We start from the raw sequence: 13,523 nt of genomic DNA, 5'->3' as shown, positions 1-13,523 counted from the left end.
TTTTGTATAAGTATTTGACCAGGTCATTCGATGAAAGGACTGTTCTATGATCCAAGGCACATTTTCTCAGCGCGCGATGGCGTGCGCAGCTGCGGCGGTTTTGGCTGCATCGATGCTGCTTGCCGGATGCGCAAGCTCGGCTCCCGCCGAATCCGGCGAAACCGCTCCGGAACCTGCGGTAACCGCTGCGGGCAGCGTTACGTTCGTGGACGATACCGGCACCGAGGTGACCGTTGACAACCCGCAGCGCGTGGTGGCCTGCATGGGCAGTTTCGCAAGTGTTTGGGAGCTGGCGGGCGGTACCCTGGTGGGCGCTTCCGACGACGCGTTCACGCTTTCGAACTATGATTTGACGTCGGAGAACGTGCAGAAGGTCGGAGACTTCTCCAATCCCAACCTCGAGTCCATCATTGCGCTTGAACCTGATTTCGTCATCATGACGAGCGGCACCGGCGGGCGCGGTGGCAATTCGAGCCAAGCCGAGATCAAGGCGGCTATCGAGGCGTCGGGGATCCCGGTTGCATGCTTCCAGGTGACCACGTTCGACGACTACCTGCGCATGCTGCGCACCTGCTGCGACATAACGGGCCGCGACGATCTGTATCAGAAGAACGGCCAGGAAACCGCTGACAGGGTGGAGGCCGTCAAAGCGAAGGTGCCTGCGGACAAGTCTTCTACGGCCCTGGTCCTCACCACGTATTCGGGCGGGACGCGCGTGCAGTCGTCTTCGACCATGACCGGCGCCATGCTGACCGATCTGGGCGTCAAGAACCTGGCCGACGAGAACCGCAGCCTGCTCAAGGATTTCAGCTTGGAATCGGTTATCGAGATGAACCCCGATTTCATCTTCGTGGTTCCCATGGGAAACGATAACGCTGCGGCTATGAAGGCGCTCGAGGACCAGACGGCGGCGAATCCCGCATGGGCAACGCTGTCCGCCGTCGAGAACGGCCGCTATATCACGCTTGATCCCCATCTGTTCCAGTACAAGCCCAACGAGCGATGGGATCAGAGCTACCAGGTGCTGTTCGACGCGCTGTATGCGTAAAGCGAGGTTTTGACGTGCGTTCTGCAGATCGGGGAGTACCGGCCTTGATTGTTTTGCTCGTGTCCGTTGCCGCCCTCGTGGCGGCAACGGTCGCTGCGTTTCTGGTAGGGTCGTCTTCGGTGAGCTTGCCCGAGCTTGTCGCCTGGGCGACGGGCGCAGATGTGAGCGCGGCCGCCAAAAGCATCTTGGTCAATGTGCGTTTGCCGCGCGTGCTCGCCGCGCTTTTGGCGGGTTCGGCGCTTGCCGTTTCCGGTGCCGTCATCCAGGCGGTGCTCGACAATCCGCTGGCAAGCCCCAACGTCATCGGCATCAACTCCGGCGCCGGCTTGTTCGTGCTGATTGCTGCGAGCGTGGCTCCGAGCATCCTGTGGCTCCCGCCGTTGGCAGCGTTTCTGGGAGCGCTTGTCACGGCGCTCATCATCTTCGGCATTTCGCTTGGCGCGAACGTGTCGCGCCTGACCGTGGTGTTGGCCGGCATCGCCATCACCACCGTGTTCGGCGCGGGCATGAACACGGTGCTCATCGTGAACCCCGATGCGTACGTGGGGTCGTCGGCGTTTTTGGTGGGCGGGTTGTCGGGAGTGCTCGTGAGCGATCTTTGGTGGCCTGCAGCGTATGTGGTGGCCGGGCTTGCTGCGGCGCTGTTCGCGGCGGGCAAGCTCAATATCATGGCGCTCGGCGACGACACGGCTCATGCTTTGGGGATGAATGTAGGGGCCTGTCGCTTGACGATGCTCGGCTTGGCCGCCGTGCTGGCGGGCGCGGCGGTCAGCTTCGCCGGCCTGCTGGGTTTCGTGGGGTTGATCATTCCTCATCTGGTGCGGTTCTTCGTCGGTCATGACAATCGCTGGGTCTTGCCGGTTTCGGCGGTGTCGGGCGCGGCATTCGTTGTGGCGTGCGACTTGCTGGCGCGGGTGATGTTCGCTCCTTACGAGGTGCCGGTGGGCATCCTCATGGCGTTTCTGGGCGGGCCCTTCTTCATCTACCTCATTTTGAAGAACAGGAGGGGTTCCCTTGATTGATGCGATCGATTCATCGGGTGCGTTTGGGCGGCGGGGGTCTGCTGCTCAAGCAGTCCTGCTCGCGCGAACAGCCCGCTGGGCTGTTCGGCTCGTGCGGAACTCGCCTCAGACCCCCGCCGCCCAAACGAAGGGGGCGGAATCGAAGGTCGCGGGGCCGTTTGGGGCGGCGGTGGATATTCGAGGGGTTTCGTTCTCTTATGGCAAGGAGCCGTTCATCGAGGGGTTGAGCGCTGCGTTTCCTCACGGTGCGGTGACCAGCGTGGTGGGGCCGAACGGGTGCGGCAAGTCGACTATGGTGAAGCTGATGGACGGCATAGTGCGGCCGAGTGCGGGCGAGGTGCTGATCGACGGCGTTCCCACCTTGGGATGCAAGCCCAAAGAGCGGGCAAGGCGCGTTGCCGTGCTTGCTCAGGCCGGGCGTCCCCCGGCTATGACCGTGGAGCAGCTGGCGGCATGCGGACGCTATCCGTACCAGGCGCATCAAGGCAGGCTTTCGCGCGAGGATCGCGACCATGTTGAGCATGCGCTTGAACTTGCCGGGGTCGCGCGCTTTCGCCATCATGACCTGCGGCGCTTGTCCGGCGGAGAGCGTCAGCGCGCGTTCATCGCCATGACGTTGGCGCAGGATACCGACACCGTCGTGCTCGACGAGCCCACCACGTACCTGGACATTCGCGCATGCCATGAGCTCATGGAGTTGGTACGACGCTTGAATCGGGAGCAGGGAAAGACCGTGGTCATGGTCATCCATGATCTTGACCTTGCGTTGCGCTATTCCGATCGGCTGCTGGTCATGGAGCGCGGGCGCGCGACGGCGGCCGGCACGGTGGACGAGGTTCTGGAAACGGGGGCTATCGAGCATGCCTTCGGAGTGCGGATACGGGAGCATGTCTCGCCCGAAGGGAGCGCGTATTCGCTGTTCCCCGCGTGATGCGACGTTCGTGCAGTTCCGCTGTCGCGCTTCCCCCGCGTCGGCGACGTTCGTGCCGCCTGCTGCCGCGCTTTTCCGTACCGGAGCCTTTCGTGCCGCCCGCTGTCAAAACGGACGAGTTTTGCGGCGATTTTTCGCCCTGGCGGCATCGCTCTGCTTGATGCGTTTTTCATTGTACCAGGTCACAAGCTTGTCGCCTTGTATTATCCTTGCTTGAACATCAGCAAAACTCATCCGTTTTGACAGCGGAGTCGAATCTGCGGTCAGGCTCGGGGCTCAGGGGTGAGGGATGCGGGGCGCGGGGTAGTGGGCGGCGGGGTAGGTGCCGCGAGGTGGAAAGAAGTGCGAGCGGGTCGGTAAGCCGGGTTCTGTCGTTGGACGACCATTTATCTCGAACGCCTGTCGCCAGGCGCCTCAAGCACGCAACCCGAACGTACGACGGGCAGCCGTATCGCGTTCCTATTTGCGCTTGCTCCAGATGGGGTTTTCCAAGCCGCGCCGTTGCCGACGCGCTGGTGCGCTCTTACCGCACCGTTTCAGCTTTTCTCCCGTTGCCGCGCGCCGAAGCGCGTGTTCGCGGGGGAGTTTTCTTTTCTGTGGCACTGTCCGTCGGGTCGCCCCGCCCAGCCGTTAGCTGGCATCTTGCCCTGTGGAGCCCGGACTTTCCTCACATCCGAAGATGCGCGATCGTCTGGCCCGCTCGCGAATGGTATTCTAGCAAATCGAAAGCGGCGCGCTTGCGTGAAACTCGAAGCCCCTCGAAAAACCGATGTTTCAAGGCGATGAAGGCCGCATTGCGTCTCCTCGGTTGGGCGAGGGTTTTGCGAGCGAAGCCAAGGACTCGTTGTGGAGCTCTGCGTTTGCGCGCTATGCTATGCTGACAGGTCGAACGACAACGATGCGAAAAGGACGGACGATATGGCGGCTTGCGCTTTGGTGGGGGCGATCGATTTCAACGCAGATGATTTTCTCGCACGGCGCGAATCGGGCGAGATCGAGTATGTGATCGCCGTCGACGGAGGCTTCGCGCATCTAGAGGGCATCGGCGTGGCTCCCGATATGGCCGTGGGCGACTTCGATTCGCTTGGATACGTGCCGAAGTGCAAGCGCGTATCCCGTTATCCCGTGCAAAAGGATCAGAGCGACATGGAGCTGGCCATCGAGAAAGCCCTGGCGTGGCGCTATGACGAGCTGTTGGTGTACGGCGGCTTGGGCGGGCGGCTCGACCATACCGTTGCGAACCTGCAGCTGTTCGCGCGATTCTCGGAGCAGGGAGCCTACATCACGGCCATCGCCGATTCGTACGCGGTGCGCCTGCTGACCGGCCCGGACGTGTTCGAGTTGCCGCTCCTTGAATCCGGGACGGTGTCGGTGTTCGCCGCCAACGATCGGGCTGAGGGCGTCATCGAGCGCGGCATGGCTTATTCCCTTGATGACGAGCCGCTTTCGAACCGCACGTCGCGCGGCCTTTCCAACGAGCTGACGGGCGAGCCGGCAACCGTGGCCGTCGAATCGGGCACGCTGTACGTGTTCTACCCGTTATCGGAGGCTGTTCGCAGCTAGCGCCAGCCGCGCGCGGCGCCGCATGCGGCCGCTTCCGTGAAAAACCCGTCGTTCGCATCCGGTCCACCTTGTTCTTTCGCGATGACGGCTATACTGATCGCGTACCTTTTCATACCGGGGAGCTTGCAGCCGCATCGCGGCCGGGCAGGCTGAGAGGAAGCGCCGACGCACGCTTCGACCCGAGGAACCTGACATGGGTAATGCCAACGAAGGGAGCTTCATGACGCAGATCGATGCGGCACGTGCCGGAACCGTCACGCGCGAAATGGCGATCGTCGCCGAAAAAGAGGGGCTCGACCCCGAATTCATCCGGGAGGGCGTGGCTGCAGGCCGCATAGCCATTCCCGCGAACATCCATCACGCAAGCCTCTCGCCTGAAGGCGTAGGCGGCGGGCTTCGCACCAAAGTCAACGTCAACCTGGGCATTTCGGGTGACCTTGCCGACGAAGCCGAAGAGTGGAAAAAGGTCGAAGTGGCGTTCGAGCTGGGTGCCGAGGCCATCATGGATCTGTCGAACAGCGGCAAGACGCAAGGGTTCCGCACGCGCCTCATCGAGAAGTCGTCGGCCATGATCGGCACCGTGCCCATGTACGACGCCATCGGCTATCTGGAGAAAGCGCTCGTAGACATCACGGTGGACGACTTCCTGCGCGTGGTTCGCGCGCATGCGGAAGACGGCGTGGACTTCGTCACCATCCACGCCGGCATGAACCGACGCACCATCGAGTCGTTTCGCGAAACGGGGCGCCTTACCAACATCGTGAGCCGCGGCGGGTCGCTCATTTTCGCCTGGATGGAAGCTACGGGCAACGAGAACCCCTTCTACGAGTTCTACGACGACGTGCTGGCCATTTTGCATGAGCACGACGTAACCATCAGCATCGGCGATGCCATGCGTCCCGGCTCGACGTTCGATGCGACCGATGCGGGTCAGATCGCCGAGCTTATCGAGATCGGCAAGCTTACGAAGCGCGCGTGGGACGCCGGCGTGCAGGTGATGGTGGAGGGCCCCGGGCATATGGCGCTCGACGAGATAGCCGCGAACATGAAGCTGGAGAAGCGCCTGTGCCATAACGCGCCCTTTTACGTGCTGGGGCCCCTTGTTACGGATATCGCCCCAGGATACGACCATATCACGGCAGCGATCGGCGGCGCGGTCGCTGCCAGCTCGGGAGCCGATTTCCTCTGCTACGTGACACCCGCCGAGCATCTGCGCCTGCCCGACGTGAACGACGTGCGCGAAGGGCTGGTTGCCACGAAGATAGCCGCCCATGCCGCCGACATCGCCAAGGGCGTGCCGGGCGCGCGCGACCGCGACAACCTTATGAGCGACGCGCGTCGCCGCGTGGACTGGGAGGGCATGTTCGAGCAGGCTTTGGATCCGGTCAAGGCGCGCCGTTACTTCGAAAGCGCGCCGCCTTCGACGGACGGCACCTGCACGATGTGCGGTAAGATGTGCGCTATGCGCACGGTGAACACCATCATGGACGGCATAACCATCGATCTGGGAAAGGAGCTGTGATGCAGCCTTTCGCTTTGAAGAACGCACTCGACAATGTGCGGCAGACAACCCCGCTTGTTCACAGCATCACGAACTACGTGACGGTCAACGATTGCGCGAACGCGCTTCTGGCCATCGGCGCGAGCCCCATCATGAGCGACGAGCCTGCCGATGTCGAAGACATCACGGGCGTTTGCGGCGGGTTGGTGCTGAACATCGGGACGTTGAACGAGCGAAGCATCGCCGGCATGTTCGCGGCGGGAGAGCGCGCGAGCCAGCTGGGCCATCCCATCGTGCTCGATCCGGTGGGGGCGGGAGCGTCGGCCTTGCGTACGAAGACGGCGGGGGATTTGCTGGACAAGCTGGCCGTGTCGGTGATTCGCGGCAACATGTCCGAAGTGAAGGCGCTCGCCGGCGGCTCGGCTGCCACGCGTGGGGTGGACGTGTGCTCCGACGACGTCGTGACCGACGACAACCTGGACGCAGCTGCTGCGTTCGCGCGGGAATTCGCTGTGAAGAGCGGTTGCGTGGCGGCGATCACCGGCGCCATCGACGTGGTGGCCGACAGCGAGCGCGCCTACGCGATCCGCAACGGCAGTTCGCTTATGGGCCGCGTTACGGGGGCGGGCTGCATGCTTTCGTGCGTGTGCGCGGCGTTCGCAACGGCGAATCCGGACGATATCTTGGATGCGACGGTGGCCGCCGTTTCCTCGATGGGCCTGGCGGGCCAGATAGCTCAGGGACGCATGGGCGGCTTCGACGGCAACGGGTCGTTCCGCACGTACCTGCTTGATGCGCTGTTCAATTTGGATGGAGACGCGCTGGAGGCAGGCGCCAAGGTGGCCAAGCTGTCCTAGCGGCGCTCGCGCGCAGTGCGATCGTCTGCTTCGGTGCACTGCGCGCAAGCTTGAGAAAAGAAAGGAGCACCGATGTATCCACGTGAGAAGCTGCGCCAGGCATTGGCCCTGTACGCGGTTACCGATGACGCATGGCTGGGGGAGCGCGCGCTTTCGGATTGCGTCGAGCAGGCCATCGCCGGCGGCGCGACGTTCGTGCAGCTGCGCGAAAAGGAGATGCCCCAGATAGCGATGGTGCTGCGCGCTCGCACGCTTGCACCTGCATGTCGCAAAGCCGGCGTGCCGTTCGTCATCAACGACGACGTGGAGGTGGCGCGCATCGTGGAGGCCGACGGCGTGCACGTAGGGCAGGGCGACGCCGCCGTATCCGATGCGCGTGCGAAGCTGGGCCCCGATGCCATCGTGGGCGTGTCCGTGCATACGGTCGAGCAGGCGTTGGAAGCGCAGGCTGCGGGCGCGGACTACCTGGGCGTGGGAGCGGTGTTCGGGACGCCTACCAAAGAGGATGCAATCATCACGGGCGTAGACGGCCTTGCCGCCATCTGCCAGGCCGTGGACATTCCGGTGGTCGCCATCGGCGGGTTGAACGAGCGGACCGTTTCCGAACTGGCGGGGACGGGGGCGGACGGGGCGGCTGTCGTGTCGGCTCTTTTCTCGGCGGGCGACATCGAGGTCGCTGCGCGCACCCTGCGCGCAAAGGTTCGAGAAGCGCTTGGCGCGTAGGTTAGAAGGAGAGGGATTCATCATGAAGGCGGTATTGAGCATAGCCGGGTCGGACTCCAGCGGCGGCGCGGGCATCCAGGCCGATATCAAGACCATCGCCGCTCACGGCCTGTTCGCCGAAACCGCCATCACGGCGCTCACGGCGCAGAACACCTTGGGCGTCACCGGTGTGGCGGGCGTCGAGCCTGATTTCGTTACAGCCCAGATCGACGCCGTGTTCGAGGACATCCGCCCGGATGCCGTTAAAATCGGCATGGTGTCTTCGGCTGCCATCATCGAAGCCATTGCGCGCGTCCTGGCGCGCCATGAAGCGCGCAACGTTGTTGTGGATCCCGTCATGGTGGCCACCAGCGGCGCGCGCCTGATCGACGACGACGCCGCGGCGGCTTTGGCCGAGCTTCTTTTCCCTTTGGCCGACGTGATCACGCCCAACATGCCCGAAGCTGCGGCGCTTTGCGGTTTCGCCGTGGAAGGGGAGTCCGACATGGAGCGCGCGGCTCGCTTGCTCGCCGAGCAGAGCGCTGCGGCGGTGCTGGTGAAGGGCGGCCATCGAAGCGATTCGGCCGACGACGTGCTGGCTTTGCCTGACGGGTCGTTGACTTGGCTGCGTGCGCCGCGCGTGGATACCCGAAACACGCACGGTACGGGATGCACGCTCTCGTCCGCGATTGCGTGCGGGCTGGCGCGCGGTCTGACCATCGAGCAGGCTGTGCGCTCCGCGAAGGACTACGTGCGCGGAGCCTTGGGGGCGGGCTTGAACCTGGGGAAGGGCAGCGGCCCGCTCAATCACATGTGGGAGTACTGATCCTGTCGTTCGTTTTCCGAACAGCCGTTGATTCCCGAACGGCCGGCGGTTCGACTGCGGGGGCGCTGCCGTGTACGGGCGGCGCCCCCGCAGTCGTGTGTTAGCGTTCGTACACGCAGCGACCGCCGACGAAGGTGGCCAGTACGCGCGTTTTCTGGATGTCGTCTTCTTCGCAGGTCAGTACGTTGCGATCGAGCACGGTTACATCGGCGAGCATGCCTGGTTCGATCGTGCCCAGCTCGCGTTCTCGTCCTGCCGCCGCCGCGCTGCCCTGCGCGTAGGCGCGCAAGGCTTCGGCCATGCTGATGCGCTCGGCGGGAAGCCAGCCGCCGCAAGGTGCATGCGTTTCCGGGTCTTGCCTGGTCACGGCGGTGTAAAGGACGTTCATGGAGTTGACGTCAACCACGGGGGAGTCCGTTCCGAACGCTAAGGTTGCTCCCTCGTCCAGCATCGTGCGAAACGGCCACATGAGCGGTACGCGTTCTTGTCCTAAATCGCGTTCGGGGCCGCCGGGATCAAGCGTGATGTGGGGAGGCTGCACGGCGCCCACCACTTGCAGGTCGGCCAGGCGCTCGATGTCGCCCGGCAGGAAGTTCTCCAGATGCTCCAAGCAGTTGCGCCGCCCATCCGGAAGCGGGCCGTACGTCGCGCGCGCCTCTTCGAAGAAGTCGAGAGCCGCGTGAATGGCGGCATCGCCGATCGCGTGGATGCGCACGGGGTAGCCCTTGCTCGCCGCAGCCATGATGTAGGAGCGCATGAGGTCCGGCTCCACCGTGGGCCGTCCGCAGTCGCCCTCGAACTGGGCGTTCGTGTACGGCTCGGTCACCCAAGCAGTATGCTGGCTGGAAACACCATCGAAGAACTGCTTGAACCCGGGGGCTTGCAGCATCGGCCCCGTGTACGTTGCGCGCATCGTCTCGAAGCGGCTCATGTCTTCGAGCAGCGTGGGGAACAGATGCACGCGCGCCGTAAGCTCGCCGCGTTCCAGGAGAGAGGCGTGCACGTCGTCGCGAATGAAGTCGAGGCCGGGGCTTGCCATGAGGGACATGTCGCATACGCTGGTCACGCCGTTTTCCGCCAAGCGGGCGAAGAACCCGCGGTAGGCGTCGGCCACCTCCTCGTCGGTGAACGACCCCATGATCTTGGGCATGAGCTCCATGGCCGCCGCTTCGCGCACGATGCCCGTCAGCTCGCCTTCGTCGTCGCGGTCGTACGATCCTCCCGCCGGCGGCACGCTCGTGCGGTCGAGGCCCAGCTCTGCGAGTGCGGCGGAGTTCAGCCACAGCGTATGGGCGTCTCCCGAATAGAGGGCGACCGGGCGGGAGGGGAACGCTTCGTCAAGCGACGCTTTCGAGGGCAGAACGGGCGGATCCCATCGGTACTCGCGCCATCCCTGCGCAAGGAGCCATCCCTTGGGGCGGCTCTTCGAGAACTCGACCATGCGCTGCACGCAATCGGCCTCGTTCTTTCCCAAAAACGTGGTAGCCAGCGGCGAGGCGTAGATGGCAGAGTGAAAGAAGTGCAGATGGGAGTCGTGAAAGCCGGGAACGATAAGGGCGTCTCCCATGGCTCGAACCGGCGGGAGCTCGCCGCCTTCGTTCTCCTTTCGAACGAAGGCGCGCACCTCGTCATGCGACCCTACGGCCACGATGCGATCTTGGGCGATGGCGATAGCCCCAGGTTTGGCGGCATCGCTGGTTCCGGTGAACACGTTTTCGCTTTCGATTACCAAATCGATGCGCACGATCGCGCTCCTTTCGAACGGCGGCTTTCGTGGGCCGCGGCTGTTTCTGCGATGCCGCTCGACTCTAAGGGAGTTCGAAGCGGTATTCGTCGCCGCAGATGGTTTGCTTGATCTTGCCCTCGCACACCAGGTACACCAGGTGCGCCATGGTTTCTCCCATCGAGAAGAACTTCTGATCGAGCGGCCATTCGCGCCAGTTGTCGTAACGCCATTTCGCATGCGAGGAAATCGATACGATGTCGGTGTGGCCGGCTGCCACCAGGTCGTACAGCTCTTGCAGTCGTTCTTCGTGATGCGAGATGAGGTACATTACGCGATCGCGCAGATTTCCGTACGGTGCGCCATGGGCGGGAAGAACCAGGTCGACGTCGTAGGAGTACATTTTGCCCAGGCTTTCCAGAAACTCTTCCAAGGCGTTGTAGGCCGGGAACCACGATGATACGGAAGGCGTGATGCGCTCCAGCACGTGGTCGCCGATGATCATGAGGTTGCGGTCGGGCTCATACAGGCAGATATGCCACGGATCGTGCCCGGGCGTCTCGATGATCTGGAACGTGAAGTCGCCAGCGTGCAGCTCGTCTCCTTCGTGCAGGTAGATGAGGTCGGGCTTGCACGTCAGGGGGAGCAGTTCCGCAGATACGTGCAGGCGGTGCTTTCCCTTCCTGAACGTCAAGCCGCTTTGCTGCGGGGTTGCCGCTTTGCGCAGCAAGGGGCCGAACACGTTGCCCTGCATCTCCATGAGATTCTCCACTTCCTTGAACGAGTGGAGGTTGGCGTACACGCGCATGCCGTCGCGGTAGATGCGGTCGAGATTGCCCGTATGGTCGGGGTGCGAATGGGTGAGGACGATTTCGACGCTGTCCCATGACCGATCGAGCTGGTTCAAGGCGTCGTCGAGTGCCTCTTCGCATGCGGGGTGGTTGAACCCCACGTCGATGATGGTGGTGGTTTCCTCGCCCAAGATGATGTAGGAGTTGAGCGCTTGCAACGGGTTGTGGGGAAGCGGCACGCGCACGCGGTAGAGCCCGGGGCAGATGAGAACCGGCTCGCCGAACGCGGGATCGGTTTCAACGGGGGTGCTGCTGTTTTTCGTGTCGGGGTCTTCAGTTTGCATAGCGGTCCTTTTCTCTTGGTTCGCGGCTATTGTACGCCACCGATCACCATGAGGAAACAGCCCGGTTTCTTTTCTGCCGGCTAACGGTACTATCCCAAGAAAAGAAAAAGGTCGGAACCGAGAGGTTCCGACCTGCAATTTCTTGGTAGCTCCGACCGGATTCGAACCGGCGACCTCCGCCTTGAGAGGGCGGCGTCCTAAACCGCTAGACGACGGAGCCACATGGTGCGCTGTGCAGTATACCGTAAAAATGGCTGGGGTGGAAGGAGTCGAACCCTCACATACGGTACCAGAAACCGCTGTCCTGCCATTAGACGACACCCCATCGGGTTACCGATGCGCATCTCTTTCTTTTGGAGAGAGGTGCGAGCGCGAGAAAGTATATTACGGGGTCGAGCGCGCTGCGTCAAGCCTTTATTTCAACTTTTTTGAGAAAAGTTTCAAGGCATGGCATGTGGCGCGTCATGCCTCGTTCTGCCGCTCGAGCCAGTTTGCGACGAAGGCTTCAAGCGACGGGCGGTCGTTGTCCAGGCGTTCGTCGATCACGGCGTCGAGGGCTGCCGCCAGGACTTGCCCGACCAGTGGGCCTCGCGGTACGCCAAGGGCGAGCACGTCGTGCCCGTTTATCGCAAGCTTCTTGAGCGAGAACGCCTCGTCGGCCGCCAGGACGTTGGCAAGGACGGCTTCAAGCTGGTCGACCGTGCCAACGCGCTGCGCGCAGCGGGGGGCTTGCCCGAGCGCATCGCCGCGCTTGAGGTCGCAGAGCGCATGGAACAGCTCCGTGTCCCCGTCGAGCCGCGCGAGCGCGCGCTTCACGGCCTTGGGCGTGGGCTCGATGACGTCGTCGTGACGCTCGACGAGCTTCAAAACGCGCGTCGAGAACGCCGAGGGCAGCGCGAGCCTGCCCATGATGCCCCGCGCCAGCACGACGCTGACCGCGGCATGGCCGTAGAAATGGCCGACGCCGTCAGCATCGGTGAAGAACAGCGCCGGTTTCCCCATGTCGTGAAACAGGGCGGCCCATCGTGCAAGAGGGTATGCGGGCACGTTTTGCACCACGTGCGCCGTATGCTCGAGAACATCGTATATATGGTAGGGGGTATGCTGGTCGAATCCTTTCATCGCCACAAGCTCGGGCAGCACGGCCGCCAGAACGTCGGCCGTTTCCACGAGGGCGCGTCCCGCATGCTCCCCAAGAAGCAGACGATCGATCTCGTGGGTGACGCGCTCGGCCGATATGCGGCAGAGCAGTCCTTTGTTGCTGAGCATTCCGTGAAAGGTGTCCGGATCTATGCCGAATCCCAATTGCGAGGCGAAGCGGCAAGCGCGCAGGATGCGCAGCGCGTCTTCCGCGAAGCGACGCTGGGGGTCGCCGACCGCGCGTATCGTGGAGGATGCAAGGTCGTCCGCTCCGCCGTAGGGATCCAGCAGCCCGCGCACGGGGTGGTAGGCAAGGGCGTTCATAGTGAAATCCCGCCGAGCAAGGTCCTCCTCTATGGATCGAACGAACGTCACGCGGTTCGGGTGGCGCGCGTCGCTGTAAGCGCCGTCGGAGCGGTACGTTGTTATTTCGAGAGGGCGATCGTCCGCGATCACCGTGAGCGTTCCGTGGGCGACGCCCGTTTCATGCGTGCGGTGTCCCAGCTCCTCGAAGACGCGTTGCGTGTCGCGCCATCCGGCGGCCGTTGCGATGTCCACGTCGGCGCAGGGCCGTCCCAAGAGGGCGTCTCGTACGTACCCGCCGACGATCCATGATTCGTAGCCCGCGCGCTCAAGCGCGTCGAGCGCTTTTTCAGCGTAAGCGGGCACGGGAATGCGAAGTTCGTTTGCAGCCGATCGGCGCGCAAGCGGGGGATTCTGCGGTTCGCGGTTCAGCATGGCGTTTCCTGTCTGGGCAACGTGGTTCCTGTCGCGTCTATACTAATATATGCGATTGCTGTTGTGCGGGCGGCGTGGCTTGGCTTTTGCTCCGATGTTCGGAACGCTGCCATCCCGAACGGGCTAGGGGAACCTTGTGGCGCGCGCCGGCTCCGCCGAAAGCCGCGAGGCCGCCCCGGCGGAGGGTATCCAAACTTTTCGAAAAAAGTTCTTGACGCCGGGCGGGGGCACGGGTAGTATATCTCCTTGCGCTTCGGGCTTCGGCTTGAAGCGGAGAACCTTGAAAACCGGATACTGAGAAGCAGAACAAGCGAGAAAAAAGCCAAGTGAACGGATC

At 63.1% G+C, this 13,523-nt stretch carries 12 protein-coding genes, 2 tRNA genes, 1 other RNA gene and 1 riboswitch; of the genes, 8 read left to right on the top strand and 7 right to left on the bottom strand.

Annotated features, from left to right (window positions below):
- Positions 1-46: 46 nt before the first annotated feature.
- The 3 genes from ACTQZK_RS11740 to ACTQZK_RS11730 all read left to right on the top strand — a co-directional run bounded on the left by ACTQZK_RS11740 (position 47) and on the right by ACTQZK_RS11730 (position 3,001).
- Complete coding sequence (locus ACTQZK_RS11740) at positions 47-1,048, top strand: ABC transporter substrate-binding protein (RefSeq protein ID WP_428421917.1); 1,002 nt, start codon at positions 47-49, stop codon at positions 1,046-1,048.
- A gap of 44 nt (positions 1,049-1,092) precedes the next feature.
- Positions 1,093-2,070 (top strand): FecCD family ABC transporter permease, encoded by a 978-nt coding sequence (locus tag ACTQZK_RS11735; protein ID WP_231088265.1) that lies wholly within the window; start codon positions 1,093-1,095, stop codon positions 2,068-2,070.
- A gap of 169 nt (positions 2,071-2,239) precedes the next feature.
- Entirely contained in the window at positions 2,240-3,001 is a 762-nt protein-coding gene (locus ACTQZK_RS11730) for an ABC transporter ATP-binding protein (RefSeq protein ID WP_231088264.1), read from the top strand.
- Between the two features lie 341 nt (positions 3,002-3,342).
- On the opposite strand, the gene rnpB is transcribed toward ACTQZK_RS11730, so the two are convergent.
- An RNA gene (gene rnpB, locus ACTQZK_RS11725) (RNase P RNA component class A) lies at positions 3,343-3,704 on the bottom strand.
- A gap of 215 nt (positions 3,705-3,919) precedes the next feature.
- On the opposite strand from rnpB, the gene ACTQZK_RS11720 reads away from it, so the two are divergent.
- The 5 genes from ACTQZK_RS11720 (at position 3,920) to thiD (ending at position 8,450) form a co-directional block, all read left to right on the top strand.
- Entirely contained in the window at positions 3,920-4,564 is a 645-nt protein-coding gene (locus tag ACTQZK_RS11720; protein ID WP_441899693.1) for a thiamine diphosphokinase, read from the top strand.
- Between the two features lie 105 nt (positions 4,565-4,669).
- Positions 4,670-4,796, top strand: a riboswitch (TPP riboswitch).
- Complete coding sequence (thiC, locus tag ACTQZK_RS11715) at positions 4,758-6,086, top strand: phosphomethylpyrimidine synthase ThiC (RefSeq protein ID WP_216529429.1); 1,329 nt, start codon at positions 4,758-4,760, stop codon at positions 6,084-6,086. It overlaps the preceding riboswitch by 39 nt.
- On the top strand, positions 6,086-6,922 hold the full coding sequence (gene thiM / locus ACTQZK_RS11710) for a hydroxyethylthiazole kinase (protein WP_225749389.1): 837 nt from the start codon (positions 6,086-6,088) through the stop codon (positions 6,920-6,922). Before thiC ends, thiM begins: the two co-directional genes overlap by 1 nt.
- Before the next feature lie 72 nt (positions 6,923-6,994).
- Positions 6,995-7,645 carry a thiamine phosphate synthase gene (gene thiE / locus ACTQZK_RS11705; RefSeq protein ID WP_225749388.1) on the top strand — a complete coding sequence of 217 codons (651 nt, stop codon included), beginning with the start codon at positions 6,995-6,997 and terminating at the stop codon, positions 7,643-7,645.
- A gap of 22 nt (positions 7,646-7,667) precedes the next feature.
- A complete protein-coding gene (thiD, locus tag ACTQZK_RS11700; RefSeq protein ID WP_225749387.1) occupies positions 7,668-8,450 on the top strand; it encodes a bifunctional hydroxymethylpyrimidine kinase/phosphomethylpyrimidine kinase in 783 nt (260 codons plus the stop codon).
- A 100-nt stretch (positions 8,451-8,550) separates the two neighbouring features.
- Here the strand turns inward: thiD and ACTQZK_RS11695 are convergent, their stop codons facing one another.
- From ACTQZK_RS11695 to ACTQZK_RS11670, 6 genes are all read right to left on the bottom strand, one after another.
- Positions 8,551-10,194 carry an amidohydrolase gene (locus ACTQZK_RS11695; protein WP_441899692.1) on the bottom strand — a complete coding sequence of 548 codons (1,644 nt, stop codon included), beginning with the start codon at positions 10,192-10,194 and terminating at the stop codon, positions 8,551-8,553.
- A gap of 64 nt (positions 10,195-10,258) precedes the next feature.
- Entirely contained in the window at positions 10,259-11,308 is a 1,050-nt protein-coding gene (locus tag ACTQZK_RS11690; RefSeq protein ID WP_216529424.1) for an MBL fold metallo-hydrolase, read from the bottom strand.
- Positions 11,309-11,451: 143 nt separating this feature from the next.
- Positions 11,452-11,528 (bottom strand) — tRNA-Glu (locus ACTQZK_RS11685).
- Between the two features lie 31 nt (positions 11,529-11,559).
- Positions 11,560-11,633: transfer RNA gene (locus ACTQZK_RS11680), tRNA-Gln, on the bottom strand.
- Positions 11,634-11,770: 137 nt separating this feature from the next.
- A complete protein-coding gene (locus tag ACTQZK_RS11675; protein ID WP_225749385.1) occupies positions 11,771-13,186 on the bottom strand; it encodes a CCA tRNA nucleotidyltransferase in 1,416 nt (471 codons plus the stop codon).
- Positions 13,187-13,309: 123 nt separating this feature from the next.
- Positions 13,310-13,523: hypothetical protein (locus ACTQZK_RS11670; protein WP_441899691.1), on the bottom strand; the 214-nt coding region annotated here is incomplete at its 5' end.

The organism is Paraeggerthella sp. LCP19S3_G8, assembly GCF_052119225.1.
GTDB lineage: Bacteria > Actinomycetota > Coriobacteriia > Coriobacteriales > Eggerthellaceae > Paraeggerthella > Paraeggerthella hominis.
Note: the sequence above shows the minus strand (reverse complement) of the source record. Positions and strands in the feature narration are given on the sequence as shown.